Below are 23,552 nucleotides of genomic sequence, written 5' to 3'. Positions count from 1 at the left end.
TGGCGCAAGAGCAGTGCGAGAGTCCGTTCACAGCCGGTGGACACGTAGCGGTTCCTTCTGTCGCATCTTGCCAACATTGAAACGTCGCGCTTTCTTTTTTTCATGGGCTTTTCGCCCGGGATTCACCGATGTCTGCTGACGATGCATGCTTGTCCTTACACGAAGCCTTCAGAGTGAAAACCTCGTCCAGAACCGGTGCGGAATGCCGTCCTGACGGGACGATGCTCCACGACGCATTCGTGCTTTGGCTTGAGAGCGCTCCTGAAGATGTTCGCAGGGCCATCATAGCCCTGTTGCCTCCCGTCCATACGGCCATGAAGCGCGGGCACCGCCCCAATGCGGGCAAGGGCCCCGTACAGGGCTGGCGCGACCTTCTGGGGCTTCTGGGCGACGTGGCGGCCATGCGTCATGATATGGAACCGCTCATTCGCGTCACCAACGAACTGCTTGGCGTCGCTGAGGAGATGGTGCCGCCCGAAGAGGCGTTGCGGCAGAGTGCCCAGACCCTCGTCCGCTTTTTCGGGGCAGACCTCTTCGTGTGCCGCCTGCGCGATGCGGACGGAGACTGGCGGGTTGTGGCCTCCGACAGGCCCGATGGCGGCGCCGTACCCATCTTCTCGCCCATCCTCGAGGAGGGGCTTGCCGGGCATCCTGTCATGCGTGCAGTCTGCGACGGGACGCGACACGTCGTCTCCAACGACCTGCGCGGCATGGACCGTGGTGGCGAGTCGTTCGACTGCATGGCCTACAAGGCAGGGTGTCGCTCACGGCTTGCCTTCGTGCTGCGCGAGCGCAAGGACAAGGCCCCCTTCGGGCTCGTGCTCCTGTATTCCGAACAGGAGGGCGGGTTCGACGGCTACGACGCACGTTTTCTCGCGAAGTGCGCCCGCATCGTGGCCCTCACCACGGGGCGTCGCCTCGCCGTGGCCCGTGACGCGCTGGAAAAGGCGGCAGGTGCCGTCGCTCACCACGGCAACAACGCCCTCGCCATCCTGCGCAACTACGGTGAACTCTGCGCCGAACTCCTCGACGACATGCACGACGAGTGGGAGGACGCCACGACGGAGATGCAGGCCCTGCGTGACCTGCTGCCCGAAGACGCCCCTGCCCGCGCCCATGCCGACAGGTTGCAGGAGAAACTCACCCGCCTCGATACGCTCATGCTCACCGAGTACATCGACGGCGTGCTGCGTTCATCGCGTCGCATCCAGCGTATCATCGCCGCGCTGGAGGAATCGGCCCAGCGCCCCCGTCTCATGCACTATGTCCTGGGCAGACACGTGCTCGACCTTGGCGATACCTCCAGCGAAGACTGACCGCCCCGTGCGGGCGCGACCCATGAGCAGACCTCAGGCCGACACACGATGACACCCGTGACGCTCCATACGACGCGGCTTGTGCTGCGGCCGTGGCTTGACTCCGACAGGCAGCCCTTCGCAGCGCTCAACGCCGACCCCGAAGTCATGCGGTATTTCCCCGCGCCACTCTTGCGCGAGGAAAGCGACGCGATGGCAGACCGGATAGTGCTGCTCATGGAACGGCAAGGGTGGGGCTTCTGGGCCGTCGAGCGCACACAGGACAAGTCGTTCATGGGTTTCGTGGGGCTGCATCAGCCCGAAGACCTGCCCTTCTCTCCCTGTACCGAAGTCGGTTGGCGGCTGGCACGTCCCTATTGGGGGTGCGGTTATGCCACCGAAGCGGCCCGCGCCAGTCTCTCCTTCGCCTTCGGGCAACTTGGCCTGTCCAGTGTCGTGGCCTTCACCGCCGTCAGCAACACCCGGTCGCAAGGCGTGATGCGGCGTTTGGGTATGACGCTGGAGTCCCCCTTCGACCATCCCCGCCTGCCTGACGACCACCCGTTGAGACCGCACGTCCTCTACCGCATCACGCACGACCGCTTCGCACGGTAGCCTCGACGACCTGTCTGCGGCTGCCCCCTTCCCCTGCGGCAGTGGGTTGCGTCGCCCGGGTACGGCACCGCTGCGCACATGTCGGCTGTCTGCCCCTCCCTCGCCCGACGTTTTTCCCGTGTTCCCTTGTGCGGGGGCACTCTGTCCGTCTGCGTCCCTTCCTCCTTCATTCTCCCTCGTACCCCCTGTGGCGGCGATGGCACCGTGCCGTGATAGGCTCGCCGGTAGACACCGCGAAGCCTGCACGTGAGCGCGCATTGCAAGCCACCACTGGGACACGCGGTGTGCCGTTGATTCTTTTCGCACCTCGCGTTGCCACGGGGATTATTCTAGGCTAGAAATAACAAGTATCGGTTAATGCCTTCCCCTTCCGTATTTCCTGCGAGGACGCACCATGGAACCCGCCTCTCTCATCCCGTTGGCTGACGCCATGCCCGGCCCGGCGTGGTGGTTCGAAATCCTGCTTCTGCTGACCTTCGTCCTGCATCTGCTGCTCATGAACACGGTTCTTGGCGGCACGGTCATCGTGGCGGTGCACGCGTTGCGCAAACCTGCGTCCGAACAGGGGCCGGTGCGCGACTTCGCCACCCGCCTGCCCACTGCACTGGCGCTTGCCATCAACCTCGGCGTGCCGCCACTGCTCTTCGTGCAGGTGCTCTATGGCAACTTCTTCTACACGAGTTCCGTCATCATGGCGCTCTGGTGGCTCGGCATCGTCGGTCTGGTGATGCTCGCCTACTACGGCCTGTACATCTTCGCCATCAATCACGACGAACTGGGCACGCGGCGCATCGCCGTCATCGTTCTGGCGCTCCTGCTTCTGGTGGCCACGTCGTTCGTCTTCAGCAACAACATGACGCTCATGCTCCAGCCGGAACGCTGGCTGGCATGGTTCGAGCGGCGTGACGGCGCGCTTTTGAACCTCGGCGACCCGACACTGATACCGCGCTGGCTGCACATGCTCGTGGGATCCATCGCCATCGGCGGTCTGGCGCTTTCGCTCTTCCATGTGCGACGCGCCTCGTGGGGGGCACCTGACGCGGCGGAGGGCATCGAGACGGGGCTGCGCTGGTTCAGCCATGCCACGTATGCGCAGATAGCCCTGGGCATCTGGTTCCTCATGGCATTGCCCCGCGACCTGATGCTGCGCTTCATGGGGGGGGACACTCTCGCGACTGCGGCCTTCATCCTCGGTCTGATCGGAACGGCCCTTGCCCTGCTGGCGGCCCGCGCGCGTAGCGTGGCCCTCGCCGTGGGGGCAGCCGTCGGCACGGTCACCGTCATGGCGGTGATGCGCGCCTCATTGCGTGAGGGGTATCTTGCCCCATGGGCGCAACCCCAACCCGTGAACTTCGTCGAAACCTCACCGCTGGTGCTTTTTCTCGCGTCTGCGGTCTGCGGTGTCGCCGCCATCATCTGGATGCTCCGCCTCATGCGCAGCAGTCGAAAGGGGGCCTAGCACATGGACTATCCCGTATGGCAACTCTGGGGGATCAACGGTGGCCTGCTTGTGGCCATCATCTCCGTTCTGCATGTGTTCGTCGCCCAGTTCGCAGTGGGGGGCGGTTTCCTGCTCGTCCATGCCGCCACGCGCGCAGAACGCGCGGGGTCGGCGGAAGCCACGTTCTGGGTGAAACGGTTCACCCGTTTCTTCCTGCTGCTCAGCATGGTGTTCGGCGGTGTATCCGGCGTGGGCATCTGGGTCATCATCTCGCTCATCAGTCCGGCAGCCACGAGCCTGCTGGTGCATCGTTTCGTCTATGCCTGGGCCACCGAATGGGTGTTCTTCCTCGGCGAGATAGTGGCGTTACTCGTCTACTACTACGGTTTCGGGAAGATGCGCTTCGAAGACCACCGCAATGTGGGGCTCTTGTACGGCCTGTTCGCGTATCTCTCGCTGTTCATGATCAACGGCATCATCACCTTCATGCTCACACCCGGTGCGTGGATGCAGACGCAGGGCTTCTGGGACGGCTTCTTCAATCCCACCTTCTGGCCCTCGCTGCTCTTCCGCAGTGCCCTGTGCGCCATGCTCTCGGGGCTGTTCGGCCTTGTGTGGGCCTCGCTCATCGACGACGAGCGCGCACGGGAACTCATGACGGGCGTGACGCGGCTGTGGGCACTCGTCCCCATTCCCTTCATGGCCGTTGGCGCATGGTGGTACCTCGGGGCGCTGCCTGCACCGCAACTCGAGATGGTGCTGCGGCGAACCGCCGACATCCGGCCCTTCCTCGAAGCCTTCCCGTGGGTACTGGCTGCCCTCATGGTGGGCGGGCTGGCCTTCTTCACGCGGCTTCCCTCCGGGGCGCGCGTGCCTGTGGCTGCGCTGCTGCTGGTGCTCGGCCTGTGTCAGGTCGGAACCTTCGAGTGGGTGCGCGAGACGGGCAGACGCCCGTGGATTGTCCACGGTGTCATCTGGTCCAACGGCATCACGCCCGAAGCCGGTGCCAAGTCCGACCTCGAAGGGATGCTGAAGGTCGCGCGGTGGTCTGGCGTCAAGCAGGTTGCCGAAGCGAACATGCATGAGGCAGGACGCGAACTGTGGCAGGTGCAGTGCGCCAACTGCCACGGCCTCGGAGCCCCCATGATCGACATCCTGCCCCGCATCGCGAACAGGCCACTCACCGGGGTCGAGGCGTTGATCACCGGGCAGGGAGCGTTACAGGGCTACATGCCGCCGTTCGTGGGAACCCCCGCAGAACGGAGGGCCCTCGCCACCTACCTCGTCAACGAGCGCGACGCACGGCGTCATTAGCCCCCGCATGAAAGAGGAGTAGATTCATGCCATCCAAGCAGTCGCCAAGACTCACCGCCTTCTACTATTTCGCATGGCTTGTCGCCGTCGTCGCCCTGCTCGGCATCTTCGCCGCGGGCGGGCTGGAGCGCCCGGCACGGACGACGGGCGAGACGCCTGCGGCCAAGGCCCCAGCGGCATCGGCAGCGGCCCCGTCTCCGTATATGCCCGTCACGTCGATACCGCCCTTCGATGCGGACAGGGCCGACTACATACTGCTGGCGTGGAGTACGCAGGGTATGCAGATGGTGACGGACGCCGAACCCCGGTGGACGATGCTGCCCCCCGAGGCGGCATTGCGGGCGCAACTCGTGCGCCGCGGGCCCGGCCCCGCGCCGGTGACAGAGGGCGTACGCATCACGTGGCGTGTCGAACGCGAACACGCCACCCTTGAAGGTGCACCCGTCTCCGGTGCAGCAGGCGAGATGAAACTGGAGCAGGGGGGCAGCACGTTCGCCGCCGACGGCATCGGCATCATGCCCTATCGCGCTTCCGGCGGGTTCAATGCCTACCCGACGGTCACCGTTGAGGCCCACGACGACGAAGGCAGGCTTCTTGCCCGTACCGCCGCCGTGTTGCCCGTCTCCACGGAGGTGGGGTGTCGCAACTGTCATGGCGGCGCCTGGAAGCGCGACGGGCTGGCCGGAATCTCCCCGGCGACGGCCGATGACGTGCTCACCGTCCATGACCGCATCAACGGTACCGACCTCGTCGCGCAGGCTGCCAAGGCCCCTGTGGAGTGCCGTTCGTGCCACAGCGGGGCACCCGAGGCCCCGGCCCCCAGCCTTTCGGCGGCCCTGCACGGCTGGCATGCCAACTACATGACCGACGGCGGCGCCGAGACATGTGCAAGCTGCCATCCTTCTTCGCCGCAAGGCGCCACGCGCTTCATGCGCGGGCTGCACAAGGCCAAGGCACTGGACTGCACGCGTTGCCATGGTGCCATGGAAGACCACGCCCTCTCCCTGCTGCGCTGGGAGGAGAAGGCTGGACGCAAGAGTGCGGCACGTCTCGCAAGGGAACTCAAGCCCCGCGCCGTGTCCGCGGTCGATGACATCAACCCGCGTGCGCCGTGGGCCATGGAACCCGACTGCACCGGCTGCCATGATTTCGCCCAGAAGCCTGCCACGGCCACGGCATCGGCATTCAACAAGTGGACGGCTTCGGAGAAGGACCGCTTCTCGGCCCGCGCCGACGACATGGGCAACCTGCGTTGTCCGACATGCCACGGTGCGGCACACGCCGAATATCCCGCCGAGAATCCCTTCGGCCGCGACCTCGATAACATGCCGCCCATCCAGTACCAGCAGCACGCCAAGGTCATGGGCGGCGGCAACAACTGCAGCGTCTGCCACCGTGAGCCATTGCCCATGGAGGCTTCGGCGCACCATCCCGTGGTCATCCGCAAGACCATTCCCATCACCCTGCCCGCAGGTACGGTACTCACCAAGCCCGCCGTGCTCTTCCCTCATGACACCCACGGTTCGATGGATTGCGGAACCTGTCACCACAAGGGCTATCAGGAGGGCAAGCAGACCTGCGCCACCAAGGGCTGCCATGACAGGCCCCGTCCCGACACCATCGAGGGTCTGGGCGAAGTGGGCTACTTCCGCAACGCCTTCCATGGCAAGGAACGCGGGTGCATGACATGCCACCTTGCGCTGCGTGAAAAGGGCAAGGCCGCCGGTCCCGTCGGCTGTCGCGACTGTCACACTCCGGGCAACAATCAGTAGAGAGGGGAGACACATCATGCGAATGCCTCGCAGAACGTTCATCAAGCTCGCTTCGGCTTCCGCAGGCGCTCTCGCCTTCGCCGGGCTGGGGCAGAGCCTCGCGCCCACGGTGGCGCGGGCTGCGGAACTCAAGATCGCCAAGGCGAAGGTCACACCCTCTGTCTGCTGCTTCTGTGCGGTGGGATGCGGGTTGCTGGTCTACACCGACACCCAGACCGGACGCTCCATCAACATCGAGGGCGACCCCGACCATCCCACCAACGAAGGGACGCTGTGCCCCAAGGGTGCGTCCATCTGGCAGACCACCGAACGCAGCAAGCGTGTCACCAAGGTGCTGTACCGTGCACCCGGTGCCGCGGCGTGGGAGGAGAAGTCGTGGGACTGGGCCCTGCCGCGCATCGCCCGCAAGATCAAGGAGACGCGCGACGCCACCTTCGAACTCACCAATGACAAGGGGCAGACCGTCAACCGCACCCGGGGCATAGCCTCGGTGGGCTCGGCCGCCGTCGACAACGAGGAGGGCTGGCTCATGCAAGCCATGATGCGCGCGCTCGGCCTCGTGTACATCGAGAGTCACGCACGTATCTGACACAGCTCGACTGTGGGGGCTCTGGCAGAGTCCTACGGACGCGGTGCGATGACGAATCACTGGATCGACCTCAAGAACAGCGACGTCATTCTCATCATGGGGAGTAACGCCGCCGAGAACCATCCCATATCCTTCAAGTGGGTGACGCGCGCGCAGGAACGCGGTGCAACGCTCATCCATGTGGACCCGCGCTTCACGCGCACATCCGCCAAGGCCGACATCCACGCCCACATCAGGTCGGGCACGGACATCGCCTTCTTCGGCGGTCTCATCCGGTACATCATGGAGAACGACCTGTTCTTCAGGCAGTACGTGGTCGACTACACCAACGCCTCGTATATCGTCGGTGCGGACTACGGTTTCGCCGATGGTCTTTTCACCGGCTTCGACGCCGAGAAGGGAACCTACAACACCAAGAAATGGGCCTTCGCCGCCGACGAGAACGGCATGACCCTGAAAGACCCCACGCTGAACGACCCGCGCTGCGTCTTTCAACTCATGAAGGCCCACTACGCCCGCTATGACAGGAAGACCGTCTCCGACGTGACGGGCATCTCCGAAGAGCAGCTGGCGACGCTGTGGAGTACCTTCGCCTCGACGGGCAAGCCCGACAGGGCGGGAACCATCCTCTATGCCATGGGGCAGTGCCAGCACACCGTGGGCGTACAGAACATCCGTGCGCTTTCGATGATACAGCTGCTGCTGGGCAACATCGGCATCGCAGGGGGCGGGGTCAACGCGCTGCGCGGCGAATCCAACGTGCAGGGCACCACCGACATCTCGCTGCTGTGCGACAACCTCTCCGGCTACCTGCCCACCCCCAAGGCCTCGTGGGCCACCTTCGACGACTATGTGAAGGGCACGACGCCGGTGGACAAGGACCCGAAGAGCGCCAACTGGTGGTCGAACCGCGGCAAGTATCTCGCCTCGTACATGAAGTCGGTGTATCCCACGGCCAGCCATCAGGACGGCTACCTCTGGCACCCCAAGGTCGATGACGGGAAGATAACCGACTACTCGTGGTTGCAGATATTCGAGCGCATGAGCAAGGGCGGCTTCAAGGGTGCCTTCGTGTGGGGGCAGAACCCCTGTGCGGGCGGGGCCAACGCGGGCAAGAACCGCAAGGCTATGGAGACGCTGGACTGGATGGTGGTGGTCAACCTCTTCGAGAACGAAAGTTCGCTCTTCTGGAAGGGGCCGGGGGTAGACCCCGCCAAGGTCAAGACCGAGGTGTTCTTCCTGCCTGCGTGCATGAGCGTCGAGAAGGGCGGTTCCATCGCCAATTCCGGTCGCTGGCTGCAATGGCGTGAACCGGGGCCGAAACCCATGGGCGACAGCCGTTCGGACGGTGACATCGTCCTCGACCTCTATGACGAGATACGCAAACTCTACCGCGAGGAGAAGGGAGCCTTCCCCGAACCCGTGCTGGCGCTGGACACCGACTACCGTACCGACGGCAAGTACGATCACCACAAGGTGGCGAAGACGCTGAACGGCAAGTTCCTCACGGACGTGACCATAGGCGACAAGACCTACAAGGCGGGGCAGCAGGTACCCGGCTTCGCCATGTTGCAGGCCGACGGTTCGACGACGTCCGGGTGTTGGATATTCACCGGGTGCTATACCGACGCCGGTAACATGATGGCGCGCCGAGACCGTACGCAGACCCCGGAACAGGCCGCCATAGGGCTGTTCCCCAACTGGTCGTATGCATGGCCCGCCAACCGTCGCATCCTGTACAACCGTGCGGCGGTGGACATGACCGGCAAGCCCTTCGACCCCAAGCGTGCCGTCATCGCATGGAACGGCGAGAAGTGGGTGGGCGACGTGCCTGACGGCGGCTGGAAGCCCGGAGAGAAGTTGCCCTTCATCATGATACGCGAGGGGCGCGGTCAGTTGTTCGGCCCCGGCAGGGTCGACGGGCCTTTCCCGGAGCACTACGAACCGTTCGAGAGTCCTCTCGAAAGCCATCCCTTCTCGAAGCAGCGGGTCAACCCCACTGCGCTGGCGTTCAGCCACGAACCCAAGGCGGTGCGCGACAAGCGCTACCCCTTCATCTGCACTACCTACCGCGTCACCGAACAGTGGCAGTCGGGCACGATGACCCGCAACACCGGGTGGCTCAAGGAGATGCAGCCGGAGGGCTTCTGCGAGATAAGCCGCGAACTGGCCAAGGAACTCGGCATCGCCAACGGCGACGCCGTGGTGCTCGAATCGCTGCGGGGCAAGGTGCAGGTGGTCGCCATCGTCACGCCACGTCTCAAGCCCTTCAAGGTCATGGGCGAGGTCATGCACGAGGTGGGCATACCGTGGCAGTTCGGCTGGGGGCAGCATGTGGGCAAGGGCGACTCTGCCAACCTGCTCTCGCCTTCGGTGGGCGACCCCAACACTGGCATTCCCGAGACCAAGGTCTTCATGGTCAACCTGCGCAAGGCCTAGTGGCGCGCCATCAGAAGACTTGATGCATGCATGGCGCGATACCGACCCCTTGCGGGGGCGGTGTACGCGGCAAGAAGTGGAGCGGTCGCGCCGGAGACGATGTCTCCGGCGTGCGCCCCCTCGGCAGCCTCCCGCAGGGAATGCGGAGAGTGTCGAGGCGTCACATCAGGGAGGCATACATGAACGGCAAGACGTTCTTCATAGACCAGACGCGTTGCACGGCCTGTCGGGGCTGTCAGGCCGCCTGCAAGCAGTGGAAGAAGTTCGGCAGCATCGAGACGCGCAACACCGGCTCATACCAGAATCCGCCCGACCTCGGGCCGAGCACCTTCAAGCTGGTGCGCTTCAACGAGGTCGAGGTGGATGGCAAACTGAAATGGCTGTTCTTCCCGGAGCAATGCCGCCACTGTCTCGAACCACCGTGCAAGATGGTGGCGGATGCCCTCATTCCGGGTGCCATCGTGCAGGATGCGGAGACCGGGGCGGTGCTCTACACCGAGAAGACCAAGGGACTGGACTACATGGAGGTGCGCTCGGCGTGCCCCTACGACATCCCGCGGCAAGACCCGGCAACGGGTCTGCTCACCAAATGCAACATGTGCATCGACCGGGTGCAGAACGGCATGCTGCCCGCGTGCGTGAAGACCTGCCCCACGGGGACCATGCACTTCGGTGACAGGGCCGACATGCTTGAACTGGCGCAGAAACGCCTCGGCGAGGTGAAGAAGAGGAGCCCCGCAGCCCTGCTGGCGGACTCCGACCTTGTACGGGTCCTGTACCTGTGCGAGCTCGCCCCCGCCAACTACCATTCGCACATGGTGGCGGAAGCCGACACCTCGCGCATCGGGCCCTTCAGCCGTCGCGCCTTGTTGCGCCTGCGTCCTTTCGCCTAGCGTCGCGTCCTGCTAGCGCGCCGTATGCCTGCTGCGGCACTGGGCGATGGCATGGGGGGCAGCATCCGGCAGGCCGCGCCGACTGGATACGCAACACCCCGGAAGGTTGTCGCTGACGATCACCTTCCGGGGTTTCGTGTATGGAATGGAATCTGTTCCCATGGCTTCAGCCGTCCGGCTTTGCCGTGGTCTGAAAGGCGGTTGGTGAGGGTATGGTGCACCACAGTCGAAGGGCCGTCCTTGCGGCGGGAGGTCGGCCCTCTGGCCATACGACGGTTCGGAGTGCCCGCAAATGACCGCAGCCTGAACCCTCTAGACGGGGTTCAGGCTGCGGTCATTCGCGTGGGAGTCGCGTGTCCGCCCATGGCGCGTGGGCAGGGCGAGAGGGTGCCCGGTGCGGTTCAGGTGCGACGTACTACGTGCTCCGGGGCCGGTATTCTCTTCGGGAGGCCCGTCAGCGGAGTCTGCGCTGGAGTCGCGCCCGCATGATGATGGCCATGAGGTTCATGCCCAGCACCAGCACGATGAGCACCAGCGAGGTGCCGAATTGCATGGGGCGCGTCAGTTCGATTTCAGTACCTGCCGTCGCCAGCACATAGATGTGGTAGGGCAGGGCCATGACACTGTCGAACAGCGAACCGGGCAGGCGGGGGCTGAAGAACATGGCAGCCGTGAACATGATGGCTGCCGTCTCACCTGCGGCGCGACCGACGGCAAGGATGGCCCCGGTGAGGATGCTGGGCAGCGCGGCGGGAAGCACCACCAGCGAGATGGTCTGCCACTTGGTGGCCCCAAGCCCCAGTGACGCTTCGCGGTAGGTCTGCGAGACCGAGCGCAGTGCCTCTTCGGATGCCCCGATGATGAGCGGCAGCACCAGTGCCGCCAGCGTGAACATGCCCGCCAGCAGGCTGACTCCCATCTTCATGGCGGTGACGAACATCGAGAGTCCGAACAGGCCGAAGACGACCGAAGGCACCCCTGCCAGGTTGTTGATGGTCAGACGTATGGCGTGCACCAGCGGGCCGGGGCGGGCGTACTCCTGCAGGTAGATGGCTGTGGCCACTCCCCATGGCAGGGCGATGAGCATTGAACCGTAGCTGAGGGCGATGGTGCCGAGGATGCACGGCAGGATGCCGCCCTTGGTCATGGAGTCACGCGGAAAGGCGGTGAGAAACTCCCAACTGATGGCGGGCAGACCGTGGTAGAGGACGAAGCCGCAGATGATGGCGAGGGCCGCCGCATTGATGAACACGGCGACATGGAACAGGCCGAACATGAATCGTTGCAGAGGCTTGCGGCGTTTCACATAGCCGGAATCCTGAGGCATGTGGCCAATGTTGCCGAGGGTGGCCGTCTGCTGTGAGGCGAAGGCAGTGCGGGGCATTGTCGCTCCTGCGTGCTTGTGCGGCAGTGCCGCATGGGCCGGATGCTCCGGCGTTGTGATGCTTGTCGACAGGGTGCAACGGCCGGTTACAGCGTTGCCGTTCCCACCTGTTTCTTCTTTTCGGCAATCCATGCGGCCAGTGCGTTGAAGGCGAGAGTGAAGAAGAAGAGCACAAGGCCGGTGGCGAAGAGTGCGTGGTAATGGTCGCTACGGAAGGGGGCTTCGGCCATCTCTGCTGCGATGGAGGCGGGCATGGGCCGTGAAGGGTCGAAGATGGAACCGGGCAGCATGGCTGCGCCGCCCGCCACCATGAGAACGACCATGGTCTCTCCGATGGAACGCGCCATGCCGAGGATGACCGCCGTGCTGATGCCGGGCAGTGCCGCAGGGACGACCACGCGGCCTATGGTCTGCCAGTGGGTGGCCCCGAGGGCGAGAGAGGCCTCGCGCATGTCGTTGGGTACGCTGTAGATGGCGTCTTCGGCGATGCTGGTGATGGTGGGCACGGCCATGAACGCCAGCATGATGGATGCGTTGGCGATGTTGAGACCTGTGGCGATGTCGAAGGTCTCCTGTAGCCACGGGGCCACGATGACCATGCCGAAGAAGCCGATGACCACCGAAGGCAGTGCCTGAAGCATCTCCACGAGGGGCTTCACGTAGGCGCGCATCCGGGGGCCGGCCAACTCGGCAAGGTAGATGGCGGTCATGATGCCAAGCGGGATGGCGATGAGCGACGAAAGCGCGGTCACGACCAGCGACCCCACTATCATGGGCAGGATGCCGAATTCCGGCGGGTCGAATGTGGGATACCACAGCTTGCCGAAGATGAAGTCGGCAAGGCTCACATGCTGGAAAATGGGAAAGCCTTCCATGAAGAGGAAGACCATGATGAGCGTCAGCGTGACGATGCAGAGGGCGGCGGCTGTCCAGAAGGCGCCGTGCACCATGTTGTCTTTTGCGCGTCGCGACATGGCCATTTGCGTACCGGTATCCTGTCTGATGGTGCGCCCCCCGCGCCAGTGGCGCGGGGGGCAGGGATGGGCTGGGGCAGGGATGCTACTTGGTCGGGATGAAGCCGGCTTCCTGCACGAGGGCCTGGCCTTCGGCCGACTTCATGAAGTCGATGAAGTTCTTCACCGCACCCTGAGGCTGACCGGGGGTGTAGATTTGCAGGTCGCGGGCCATGGCGTACGAACCATCCTTGGCGGTGGCGGCGGAACCGGTGACGCCGTTGACCTTGGTGGCCTTGACGGTGTCGTTCACGTAGCCGATGCCGTCGTAGGAGATGGCCTTGGAGTTCTTGGAGACGGCCTGAAGCACGGCACCGGAGGATGCCTGCAACAGCGCGCCGGGGAAGACCTTGGCGTCCTTCATGACGAAATGCTGCCACGATTCGTAGGTGCCGGAGGAGGTGTCGCGGGAGATGACCACGATGGCTTCGTCCTTGCCGCCCACTTCCTTCCAGTTGGTGATCTTGCCTTCGTAGATGGCGCGAAGCTGGTCGATGGTCAGGTTGTCGACGGGGTTGCCCTTGTTGACGATGGGCAGGATGGCGTCGAGGGCGACGATGTGCTCGACGGCTTCGCGACCGTTGGCCTTGGCGGCTTCCACTTCCTTGTCCTTGATCTTGCGCGAGGACATGCAGATGTCCAGCGTGCCGTCGATGAGGGCCTTGATACCGTTGCCGGAACCCCCACCGGAGATTTCGATCTCCACGCCGGGGGTCTTCTTCATGTAGGCTTCGGCAGCTTTCTGCATGATGGGGAGCACGGTGGTCGAACCCTTGACCACGATCTTGTCGGCGGCGAAGGCGTTGGCGGCAAGGCCAAGCGTCATGAGGGCGACGAGGGCGAAACGCTTGATCGACATGTTCTTCCTCCGGTTATGTTGCAGAACTGGGGCGCGCCGTGGCGCGTGAGGGGAAAATAGGGCCCTCATGTTACGGAACGGTTGCGGCGGTCGCACATGTTCGTGACGTGGAAAGCGCTTCGGCGAAGGTGGAGGGGCATGTCTGGTGTCGCCGCGCCTCACGCCACTCTGGCAGTGGTGTGGCGTGAGGCGCGACAAGTATACGATGCTGCGGGGCTCGCGTGAAGGGGGAGGGCGCCGTCTATGTGGCAGGGCGCAGTCGGGCTTCTATGTCCTTGGCGGCCCTGCGACCGGCACCCATGGCGAGGATGACCGTGGCGGCTCCCGTCACGATGTCGCCACCGGCGTACACGCCGGGGATGGATGTCATGCCCGTGGCCTCGTCCACCGCGATGTAGCCCCGGCGGTCGAGCGTGAGTCCGGGGGTCGCTTCGAGCAGGATTGGGTTGGGGCGTGTGCCCACGGCGATGACGGCAAGGTCGGTGGGCAGGTCGTACACCGCGCCCTCCACAGGGCGGGGGCTGCGTCTGCCCGAGGCGTCGGGCTCGCCCAGTTCCATGCGTTGCAGGGTCACGGCGGTGAGGCGTCCGTCCGCGTCGCCCTTGAAGCCGAGCGGTGCGGCCAGAAGTTCGAGGCGAACGCCTTCCTCCTCGGCATGTTCAAGTTCTTCGAGGCGGGCGGGCATCTCGTCGCGGGTACGGCGGTAGACGATGCGAACGCTCTCCGCGCCGAGGCGCAGGGCAGTGCGTGCCGCGTCCATGGCCACGTTGCCTCCGCCGAAGACGGTGACCTCGCGCCCCCTGTAGACGGGGGTGTCATAGTCCGGGAAGCCGTAGGCACGCCCGAGGTTGACCCGCGTCAGGTATTCGTTGGCCGAGAACACCCCGACGAGGTTCTCTCCGGGGATGTCGAGAAAACGGGGCAACCCGGCCCCGACCCCGATGAACACGGCCTTGTAGCCTTCGGCGAAGAGGTCGTCGATGGAGAAGGTGCGCCCGCCCACCCAGTTGGTGACGAACTCCACCTCCTGCTGGCGCAGGGCGGCAATCTCCTTCTCCACGATGTCGGACTTGGGCAGCCTGAATTCGGGGATGCCGTAGACGAGCACCCCGCCAAGTTCGTGCAGGGCCTCGTACACGGTCACCTTGAACCCGCGCGACGAAAGGTAGCCCGCCACGGTGAGGCTTGCGGGCCCGGACCCGATGCACGCGACCTTGAGGTCGGGGTCGATGAGCGGGCACTCGGGCCTGCCCGTAAGCTGGTCGCAGGCGTCGAGGGCCATGTAGGTGTCTGCGGCGTAGCGTTCGAGACGACCGATGGCCACGGGTTGTCCCTTGGCCCCGAGTATGCAGGCCCCTTCGCACTGGTTCTCCTGTGGACAGACCCGGCCACAGACCGCGGGCAGGCTGTTGGTCTCGCGCAGGGTGCGGTAGGCCGACTCGACATCGCCCTTGGCAAGGGCGGCGATGAATTGCGGTATCTGCACCTCGACGGGGCAGCCCTTGACGCACTTGGGCTTCTTGCATTGCAGGCAGCGCGAGGCCTCGCGCATGGCGTCCTCGCGCGAGTAGCCAAGGGCCACTTCGTGGAAGTTGCCCACCCGCTCATGGGCGGGCTGGCAGGGCATGGGGACTCGCGGTTGCAGGCTTCTGCCCTTCTTGTCACTATTCATGGCACGTACACCTGCAGAAATGGTCGAACGATTCCTTCTCTTGCGGACGGAACGCCCCAAGCCGTTTGCGTAATTCGTCGAAATCCACCTTGTGTCCGTCGAATTCCGGCCCGTCCACGCACGCGAAGCGCGTCTCGCCGCCGACAGTCACGCGACATGCGCCGCACATGCCGATGCCGTCGACCATGATGGAGTTGAGACTTACCGTGGTCTTCACGCCGAAGGGTTCGGTGGTGCGGGACACGGCTGCCATCATGGGCACGGGACCCACGGCCACGACCTCCGCCACGCCGGGGTCGTTTTCGAGGCGCTGGCGCAGCAGGTCGGTCACCAGCCCCTTGTGCCCGAAGCTGCCGTCGTCCGTGGAGACGAGCACTTCGGGGCAGAATGCCGAGAGGTCGTCGTGGAAGAGAAGCAGGTCCTTGTTGCGCGCACCGATGATGGCCACGACATGGTTGCCCGCCAGATGGTGTCCCTTGGCGATGTGATGCATGGCGGCGATGCCAGTGCCCCCGCCCACGCAGATGACAGTACCGCAGCGTTCGATATGGGTGGGCTTGCCGAGGGGACCGCACAGGTCGAGGATGGCATCGCCTTCGCCGAGGGTCTCAAGCATGGCTGTCGATTTGCCGAGAACGAGATAGACGATGGTGATGGTGCCCGCGTCCGGGTCGGCGTCCGCTATGGTAAGGGGAATGCGTTCGCCCTTTTCGCACACGCGCAGGATGACGAAGTTGCCGGGCTTCGCCTTGCGCGCGATGTGCGGGGCGTCGATGACCAGTTTGCTGGTCTGCCCGGGGATGAGGCGTTCCTTCTTGAGAATGATATTGGGCATGTCTGTTGTCTTCCTCCTCGGCGCGGCATGTGGAAAAGCGTGGGGGGCGGTATCGGGCGGGCGCGGGTGTGGCGGTGCAGAATGGCGCCCGGTGTGTCAATGCTCCGCCCTTCTTCGTAAAAGCAGGTCGCAGCATTGGCAAGCGAAATGGCACTTGCACGCGCCGTGCGGCACGGCTATCTTTATTCGATACGAGGTGAGGTGCATTGACGCGGAGGATACCCTGTCACTCTCCTCCCTCCATCGCAGAGGGGCGTTTCATGCGTATCGAGGCCGGACGCATACAACAGCAGGCGGTTTCAGCCTACGACAGACAGTCGCCGCACAAGGCGGAGGCTGCGCTGGCGCTTCTGGCCTCACGTCGTAGCGAGGTGGCGGTCAAACTCGGCCCATTCTCCGTCCGGTATGAGACGGAAACCGCACCCGACCCTCGCGCCGCCGCGCGGGAGGCCGCGGCACTGCTTGCCCGCGTGCAGGCCTTCGAATTCGGGGATGCACTTGATGCCGCCGAAGTAGGTCGGGCACTCGGTGCCCGTTCGGCCTATGCGGCCAATGCTGCGGTGCAGCCCGATGCCGGGCTGGTGGCCGGGCAGGTCGCCGGGGTGCCGGGGGCTGGCGGCAGTGCCACGGCCGATGAGACTCAGCAGCCTCGCCCCACACGGTCACCTGCGGCAGGTGCCCGTGCCTATGGTGACGTCGCCCGCCGTGTGAACGTGCCCACCATGCTCTCCGCCCGGGTCTGACGACGCATTGTCAGGCCGCGTTCGCATCTTTCTTCGCATACACGACCGTATCAGCCACGCCGAAGGCGAAGGTTCCCTCTCCTCATGCGGTCAGGGGACGTTTCGCGCACAGGCTCTGACGGTGTGCCATCCGTTCACGCAGCGGCATTGAGGCGATTTGCGCCCTTGGTCGCGCTGACCACTGTTGTCGCCCGACGTCTCAGCAAGCTGTAGCAGTGCGTCCGTGGCAGCACGTCGGAGCTGTACGTCGTGTCACCTGCCGGGAACGGTTTCTCCCTTCGTTTCCGGTCGTGTTGCTAGACCCTGAACCCGAGTTGGACAGCGCAGCGGCGCGGCCCTTCACCGGCGAGCCCCCATTGCCATATCCGGTTCTGCACGGACCACCAGTCCATGTCCGGCAGCAGGGCGCGTGTCCGCACGATGCGTCGTTCGATCTTGTCCCAGTCGGGTTCCGGCGCGTCGAGCAGTTCCGTGAACATGCCTTCGGCCAGTCTTGCCAGCCGTCTGCGGTCGCCTGCGCCGAGGTTGGCGCGAAGGTAGTCCTCCACAAGGCGCAACGTCTCCGGCGATGCCCCGCAACCTGTGATGGTGGCAAGCCCCAGCGTGGGCAGAAGCGGTGCCCACGCTTCGGAACGCACCATGTCGCGTTGCGCCTCCTCCCACGGTGAGACCAGCGGCAGCATCATGCGTGCCACCGGACCGAGAAGCTCGTCGGCACGCCGGGTCGCCCCTGTGGTCAGTGCCGCCAGCAACGCCTCGCGCCGGTTGCGGGCAAGGTCCATCAGCCGCATGGCCTCCTGCGTTCCATCCGCACGCACCACGCGGACGAGGCTGCCTGTTGCCCCCGTGGCGTGTGGCGGCGTCCACGCGAAGTGCACCGTCTCTCCCCCGGGTTCAAGGGCAAGGCGGACTTCGGCCATGCCTTGCAGCGGCACGTCGCCGGGGGCGGACTCCAGACGGACGGCGACCTGTGCCCCAGGCCACGTCCATGTGGCGGTGTCGCCCGCGGCGGGCAAGGCGTCTGCGGCTTCGAGGAGGCACAGGGCCTGAAGCACCAGCCCCGGTACCGTCTCGCGGCGGGGAAGGGCGTGGTGGGTGAAGATGTCCGCCCCCGTGCCTTCTTCGGGCTTGTTGGAGACGGCCCGTTGCAGGTGTTCGAGAAGATGCCTGTGGATGTCGCCCGTGCCTGTGGCGGCGGCGAGGTCGGAGGCCCGCAGGGCGTAGGTCATGGCGTTGACGGGTTCGATGCGCGAGATTTCGTCGAAGAACCATGCACAACTGGCGAAGGCGGCAAGGGCCGCTTCCTGCATGGCCAGAAGACGCCATGCCGTATCGATGTCCGAGGGGGCGAGGTCGGGTCGCAGGTGTTTTGCGGCAAAGGTGGAGCGGGCGTCTTCAAGTGCATCAGGGAGCGCCGTGCCCGGGGCCGCGGGTTGTGCGCTGTCGGCCGAAGGTGTCGCTGCCGCCGTTGATTGCGTCGCCAGCACCTTGCCATACCCGCGGAGTGCCGCCCACGGGTCATAGAAGAGCGACGCGCCGCGCCGGGAGAAATGGGCGTCTATCTCGCGCTTCATGGCATCCAGCCCTTCGCGCAAGGGCTTGCGCCAGCGCTGGTTCCAGCCCGGATGCCCGCCGTCGGTGCAGCCGCAGTCGCTACGCCATCGCTCGACGCCGTGGGCGCAACTCCATGACGACGGTTCATGCAGGAGGACACGCCGTCTGGGAGGGGTGCGTTCCAGTTGCGCCGCGTAGTTGGTCAGACGCAGGTCGTCGCGGCCCGAATAGCCCTGTCCCAGAACGTGGGCCAAGGCCATCTCCCCGAAGGTGAAATGGTGTCCGTAGGTCTCGCCGTCGGTACACACGGAAAGCAGACCGGGGCCGGCGGCCCCCACGAGGCGCCTCCAGAAACCCTCGCCGTCTTGCAGCAGTCTTTCGAAGGCCACGGCCCGCGACAGGGCACCGTCATAGAAGAAGACGGCCATGGAACGCCCGGAGGGGAGTTCCACGAGGTAGGGTTCGCGGATGTCGAGAGAATGCTCGTCCACGGGCATCCATGCGGCATCATCGGCGGGCCTGCCGTCCAGCATGGCGACGGCGCGCGCCTGACGCGGTGCGAGGATGGTGAAGGCGATGCCCGCATCGGCCAGCGTCTCCAGAGAGGGCAGGTCGGCGGCGCTTTCGGCCAGCCACATGCCTTCCGGCTTGCGGCCGAAGCGGTGCATGAAGTCGTCCACGGCCCATGCCACCTCCATCTCGCGGTCGCGCACAGTGGCCAGCGGCATGATGATATGATGGTACACCTGCGCCAGCGCGTTGCCGTGGCCCCAGCGGGCGAGGCTTTGCCTGTCGCCCTCGACCATGCGGCGCAGGGTGTCGGGGGCGTGTCTGTCCATCCAGCGCAGCAGCGTGGGGCCTACGTTGAAGCTCATCCACTCGTAGCAGTTCATGATGTCTGCGATACGGCCATTGGCGTCGAGGCGGCGCGCCCATGCCAGCGGGGCGTAGCTTTCACGGTGGATGCGTTCGTTCCAGTCGTGGGCGGGGGCTGCGCTGCCTTCGGGCAGGACGTCTCCCTGCCACGGGTCTTCCCGTGGGGGCTGGTAGAAGTGGCCGTGGATGCAGAGGTGCCGTGCCATGCTGTCTCCTTGCCGTATGGAGTGGCGGCCAGATGTCGGGGCCCGTTGCGGGGCAGCCGTAGAGGCCTGCCTCCAGCATACACCGTCGTAGTGCGGTGTAAAAGCGTAAACGGGAAGGATGAATGTGCGGTGTGCGCTTTCGCGGAATGGATGCGCGGTGTGCGGTCGCGAGGATGCGTGCTGTGGTGGCGTGAAACGAAGAGGGGCGGCCAGATGGCCACCCCCCGTGTGTCGTTATCATGGTCAACGCCGTCGGCCGTTGCCGCGCGCCCGGTGGCGTCCGGGGCCTGTGTCTGCCGATGGTGCTACAGACCGCAGTCGCAGAGGTCCTGCCCGAGGTATTCCCTTTCGTTCTCGCCGAGGATGCCAAGCGAGAGGGCGATGAGGGTCCACAGGTGCACCACGCGGTAGCCTGCGCCGTAGTGGTCGGACAGGTCGCTTATCTGCGAATGGCAGTTGTGGCACGGGGCGATGACATACGGCGCACCCGTGGCGACAATCTGCTCGTTCTTCAACCTGCCGTAATAGCGGCGCGCTTCGGGATAGCCCGACTGGAGAAAGCCGCCCCCACCGCCGCAACAGTAGTTGTTTGAGCGGTTGGGCCACATCTCTATGACGTTCTCCTCACCACACACGGCCTTGGCCACGAAGCGAAGGTCGTCCGCCACAGGGTCGCCGAAGCTCTTGCGAACCAGCTGGCAGGGGTCCTGTACGGTGAACTTCACCTTGCGTTCGCGGTTCCATTCGCTGCTGACGGGCAGTTTTCCCTCACGTATCCAGCGGGCGTACAGCCTGATGATGGACTCGATTTCAAACTTGGGCTTGATATTGAATTTCTGCAATCCGGACCGGATCGCGTAAAGTTCGTGGCCTCATTCGGTGTTGAGCCAGACCTTGCAGCCGAGGTCCTCCACTGCCTTGACCTTGTTGCGGACGATGGTCTCCCACGCCTCGTCATCGGCTGCGAACATGCAGTAGTTCTCCGCCGCCCAGCCGACGGAACCGTATGTCCAGTCCGCACCCGCCATGTCGAGGATCTTCCACAGCGGTACCATCTCGTCGGGTTCGGTCACGGGTTCGCGCGAGTTCTGGTTGAGGAAGTACATGGCCCCGTGCTTGTCCACGGGGGCTGTGAGCTTCTCCTGACCGGGCTGGGTCGAGCGCACTTCTTCAAGGACGTCTTCGACCACATAGGCGAAGTCGTCGGGCGAGGCGCCCATGGCGCTGTTGCTTTCCGTCTTGAGCGCCGCGTCGCAGGAATTGACGATGCCACGCGGGCGTTTCTCGCGGGGCCAGCTTGCGCGGGCGTGATAGACGAGCTGCGGTATGTTGATCTGCATGGGGCAGACGTACATGCAGCGCATGCACATGGTGCACATCCATACCCACGGGGTGGTGGTGACCTCCTCGTCCATGCCGAGGGCGGCCATGCGCAGGAACTTTCTGGGGTCCATGTCCTCAAGCCCCGTGGCCGGGCAGCCCGCTGAACAGGCGCCGCAGGTCAGGCAGAGGTTGAGGTTGCCGCCGTCGGGCAGCACTTCCATGACCCGGTCCTTGAAGGTGCGGCCGGGTTCTTGATGCGGTTTGAGCGTGTCGTCTGACATGATGTCTCCTGGCGCGCAGGGCGCGGGCGTTGCATGAGGCGGAGGGATACTGTCACCAAAATCCGGCGTTGAAAAGCCCCGTACATGGCCTTTCGCAGGTGGTGAGGTCCGGGTCTCGTCCCCCTTCGGAGTGCGCTGCGCGCTATCGTTTTGTGCTTTCTGGCTGTTTTGTTTCCTGCCGTTTGCTGTCCTTCGGCGGTGCGCCGTGTGGCTTCGGATGGCAGTATGTAGTGTAGTTCATACCCGGCGGTGTTTCCAAGTGCGGATACGCAGACCAAGGGCGCATGGACGCCGCTGGCGGCGTTCCACTTGCCAGAGTGGAGTGGCGTTGCTATCTCTTTTCATTGCAGGAGACTGCAAACGGCCCGACCGGATGGCGTTGCCCGAAGGTGGGCGAGGATGCGCCGCCCGGAAGACCGGGCACACAATCAGGATACGATGCGCGACAGCGCAATGAAACAGGGTGTATATCCAGGCACCCGGAGGAAGAGACCATGTACAACAGGACGATGGGCAGTGCCGCCAGAGTGGAAGCCACCAATGCCTATATGCGCGGCGTCTATTCGTGGATGACCCTTGGCCTTGCCGTGACAGCGGCGGCGGCGTGGGGTGTGGCCAGCAGTGAAGCCCTCATTGCGTTCATTTTCGGCAATACCTTCGTGTTCTTCGGCCTCATCATCGCCGAGTTTGCGCTGGTGATAGGCATAAGCGCGGGCATCGCACGCCTTTCGGCGGGCATGGCCTCGGGGTTGTTCCTGTTGTACAGCGCACTCAACGGCCTCACGCTGTCATCGATATTGCTGGTCTATGCGCAGAGTGCCGTGTTTCAGGCGTTCATCACCACGGCGGGCATGTTCGCCGTCATGAGCATCTACGGTGCCACCACGAAGCGTGACCTCACCTCCATGGGCAGCTTCCTGATGATGGGTCTTTTTGGCATCATCCTCGCTTCGGTGGTCAACATCTTCATGCGTAGCAGCATGATGGAGTTCATCATCAGCGCCGTGGGCGTACTGGTGTTCACCGGCCTCACCGCCTATGACACCCAGAAGCTCAAGGCCTTCGGCGAAAACGCCCCCATGGACGACGCCGTGGCCATACGCCGTGGCACCATCCTCGGTGCGCTGACCCTGTACCTTGATTTCGTGAACCTCTTCATCATGATGGTGCGCCTGTTCGGCTCGTCGCGCGACTAGCCCCACCATCCCGGAAAGCGATTCGAACCACGGGAGGCCTGGTGGCCTCCCGTGGTTGCTTGAAGCTGGTTCATGGAAGGGGTGTCAGGGCCCATGCGCAACCCTGTATGAGGCCCCTTCCTGCAGTTGCCGTCGAAACCGCCGCCTCCCCTCCGGACGCCCGCCTATGCACGTCGCCGCCCTCCAGAATCACCTCGCTCCCCTGCTCGTCCCCTGTTCACGGGTGTATGCCGCCTGCATGGCGGTGCGCCGCCGCTTCTGGGAATCGCCCATGTCGCCCGCCTTCCGTCCCTCGCGCCCTGTGGTCTCTGTGGGCAACATCGCATGGGGCGGCACGGGCAAGACGCCGCTTGTGGACTGGCTGCTGCACTGGGCAGGGACGCGGGGGCTCAACCCCGCCGTCCTCACGCGCGGATACGGCGCCAAGCCGCCTACGGTGCCGTTTCTGGTCGGTTCGCAGCACACGGCGGAAGAGGCTGGTGACGAGCCCTTGATGCTGGCGCGGCGCAACCCCTATGCCGCCGTTCTGGTCGACCCCGTGCGCCGCAGGGCGGGGCGGTGGGCCGAACATGAACTGCGTCCGCATTTCTACCTGCTCGATGACGGAATGCAGCACCTTGCCGTGCGGCGCGACCTCGACCTTGTGGTGCTGCGCCCGGACGACGTGCTCGACCAGTGGGGCAGGGTGCTCCCGGCGGGTTCATGGCGGGAGGGGGCGAGTGCGCTCAAGAGCGCCACGGCCTTTTTCGTCAAGTCCTCCCCGGAGGTCTTCGAAGCCCTTGCCCCGGTACTTGAAGAGCGCCTCGCGCCTTACGGGGTTCCGGTCTTCTCATTCTGGCTGCGCCCCTCGGGGCTGCTGCGGGTGGGCGGCAACGAGCAGAGACCCCATTTCGACGGCGCGCCCTACGTCCTCGTCTCCGGCGTGGGCGGCCCGGGGCAGGTGGGCGAGACGGCGACACGTTATTTCGGGTATGCTCCGGTAAGGCACCGGGTGTTCCCCGACCATCATCCCTATGGGCCCGACGATGTGCGTTCGCTCGCGCAGGAGGGTGCGCAACTGGTGTGCACCCCCAAGGACGCGGTGAAGCTTGAACGCTTCGCGGGCCTCGACCTCTGGACGTTCGACCTGCAGACCGTATTCGGGCCTGCCATAGGCACCGCAGCCCCCTTCCCGCAGTGGTGGGATGAGAGATGGGCGCGGCTGGCGCGAGAGCGCGCCGGAACGTCATAGCACCGGCTGATGCCGGAAAGG

General features: G+C 64.7%; 17 protein-coding genes. 10 read left to right on the top strand and 7 right to left on the bottom strand.

Annotation, left to right across the window (positions count from 1 at the left end):
• Positions 1-221 precede the first annotated feature (221 nt).
• The 7 genes from DVU_RS11635 (at position 222) to DVU_RS11605 (ending at position 10,358) form a co-directional block, all read left to right on the top strand.
• Positions 222-1,316 (top strand): hypothetical protein, encoded by a 1,095-nt coding sequence (locus DVU_RS11635; protein ID WP_223294655.1) that lies wholly within the window; start codon positions 222-224, stop codon positions 1,314-1,316.
• A gap of 48 nt (positions 1,317-1,364) precedes the next feature.
• On the top strand, positions 1,365-1,910 hold the full coding sequence (locus DVU_RS11630) for a GNAT family N-acetyltransferase (RefSeq protein WP_010939756.1): 546 nt from the start codon (positions 1,365-1,367) through the stop codon (positions 1,908-1,910).
• 394 nt (positions 1,911-2,304) lie between these two features.
• The gene (locus DVU_RS11625) at positions 2,305-3,369 is read left to right on the top strand and encodes a hypothetical protein (protein WP_010939755.1); all 1,065 of its coding nucleotides are present in this window, start codon (positions 2,305-2,307) and stop codon (positions 3,367-3,369) included.
• Between the two features lie 3 nt (positions 3,370-3,372).
• Positions 3,373-4,665 (top strand): cytochrome c, encoded by a 1,293-nt coding sequence (locus DVU_RS11620; RefSeq protein ID WP_010939754.1) that lies wholly within the window; start codon positions 3,373-3,375, stop codon positions 4,663-4,665.
• A 26-nt stretch (positions 4,666-4,691) separates the two neighbouring features.
• A complete protein-coding gene (locus DVU_RS11615; protein ID WP_010939753.1) occupies positions 4,692-6,437 on the top strand; it encodes a cytochrome c3 family protein in 1,746 nt (581 codons plus the stop codon).
• Between the two features lie 16 nt (positions 6,438-6,453).
• Positions 6,454-9,465, top strand: a complete 3,012-nt coding sequence (fdnG, locus tag DVU_RS11610) for a formate dehydrogenase-N subunit alpha (protein ID WP_010939752.1) — start codon at positions 6,454-6,456, stop codon at positions 9,463-9,465.
• 179 nt (positions 9,466-9,644) lie between these two features.
• Positions 9,645-10,358, top strand: coding sequence for a 4Fe-4S dicluster domain-containing protein (locus DVU_RS11605; protein WP_011791820.1), 714 nt, complete (start codon positions 9,645-9,647; stop codon positions 10,356-10,358).
• Positions 10,359-10,812: 454 nt separating this feature from the next.
• Here DVU_RS11605 and pstA read toward each other — a convergent pair whose 3' ends face one another.
• The 5 genes from pstA to DVU_RS11580 all read right to left on the bottom strand — a co-directional run bounded on the left by pstA (position 10,813) and on the right by DVU_RS11580 (position 16,121).
• Positions 10,813-11,742, bottom strand: a complete 930-nt coding sequence (gene pstA, locus DVU_RS11600) for a phosphate ABC transporter permease PstA (RefSeq protein ID WP_010939749.1) — start codon at positions 11,740-11,742, stop codon at positions 10,813-10,815.
• Between the two features lie 86 nt (positions 11,743-11,828).
• On the bottom strand, positions 11,829-12,722 hold the full coding sequence (pstC, locus tag DVU_RS11595; RefSeq protein WP_011791822.1) for a phosphate ABC transporter permease subunit PstC: 894 nt from the start codon (positions 12,720-12,722) through the stop codon (positions 11,829-11,831).
• 79 nt (positions 12,723-12,801) lie between these two features.
• Positions 12,802-13,614, bottom strand: a complete 813-nt coding sequence (locus tag DVU_RS11590; protein WP_010939747.1) for a phosphate ABC transporter substrate-binding protein — start codon at positions 13,612-13,614, stop codon at positions 12,802-12,804.
• A gap of 241 nt (positions 13,615-13,855) precedes the next feature.
• Positions 13,856-15,286: an NADPH-dependent glutamate synthase gene (gene gltA, locus DVU_RS11585; RefSeq protein ID WP_010939746.1), complete on the bottom strand. Its 1,431-nt coding sequence runs from the start codon at positions 15,284-15,286 to the stop codon at positions 13,856-13,858.
• Positions 15,279-16,121 carry a sulfide/dihydroorotate dehydrogenase-like FAD/NAD-binding protein gene (locus tag DVU_RS11580; protein ID WP_010939745.1) on the bottom strand — a complete coding sequence of 281 codons (843 nt, stop codon included), beginning with the start codon at positions 16,119-16,121 and terminating at the stop codon, positions 15,279-15,281. Before DVU_RS11580 ends, gltA begins: the two co-directional genes overlap by 8 nt.
• A 260-nt stretch (positions 16,122-16,381) precedes the next feature.
• Between DVU_RS11580 and DVU_RS11575 the strand changes: the two genes are divergently transcribed.
• Positions 16,382-16,864 (top strand): hypothetical protein, encoded by a 483-nt coding sequence (locus DVU_RS11575; RefSeq protein WP_010939744.1) that lies wholly within the window; start codon positions 16,382-16,384, stop codon positions 16,862-16,864.
• A gap of 296 nt (positions 16,865-17,160) precedes the next feature.
• Here DVU_RS11575 and DVU_RS11570 read toward each other — a convergent pair whose 3' ends face one another.
• The gene (locus DVU_RS11570; RefSeq protein WP_010939742.1) at positions 17,161-19,500 is read right to left on the bottom strand and encodes a DUF3536 domain-containing protein; all 2,340 of its coding nucleotides are present in this window, start codon (positions 19,498-19,500) and stop codon (positions 17,161-17,163) included.
• Between the two features lie 305 nt (positions 19,501-19,805).
• Positions 19,806-21,104 carry a (Fe-S)-binding protein gene (locus tag DVU_RS11565; RefSeq protein WP_010939741.1) on the bottom strand — a complete coding sequence of 433 codons (1,299 nt, stop codon included), beginning with the start codon at positions 21,102-21,104 and terminating at the stop codon, positions 19,806-19,808.
• Between the two features lie 494 nt (positions 21,105-21,598).
• On the opposite strand from DVU_RS11565, the gene DVU_RS11560 reads away from it, so the two are divergent.
• Together DVU_RS11560 and lpxK are read left to right on the top strand one after the other, a co-directional pair.
• Positions 21,599-22,300, top strand: coding sequence for a Bax inhibitor-1/YccA family protein (locus DVU_RS11560; RefSeq protein ID WP_010939740.1), 702 nt, complete (start codon positions 21,599-21,601; stop codon positions 22,298-22,300).
• Between the two features lie 166 nt (positions 22,301-22,466).
• Positions 22,467-23,531 (top strand): tetraacyldisaccharide 4'-kinase, encoded by a 1,065-nt coding sequence (lpxK, locus tag DVU_RS11555; protein ID WP_010939738.1) that lies wholly within the window; start codon positions 22,467-22,469, stop codon positions 23,529-23,531.
• Positions 23,532-23,552 lie beyond the last annotated feature (21 nt).

This window comes from Nitratidesulfovibrio vulgaris str. Hildenborough (genome assembly GCF_000195755.1).
Lineage (GTDB): Bacteria > Desulfobacterota > Desulfovibrionia > Desulfovibrionales > Desulfovibrionaceae > Nitratidesulfovibrio > Nitratidesulfovibrio vulgaris.
Note: the sequence above shows the minus strand (reverse complement) of the source record. Positions and strands in the feature narration are given on the sequence as shown.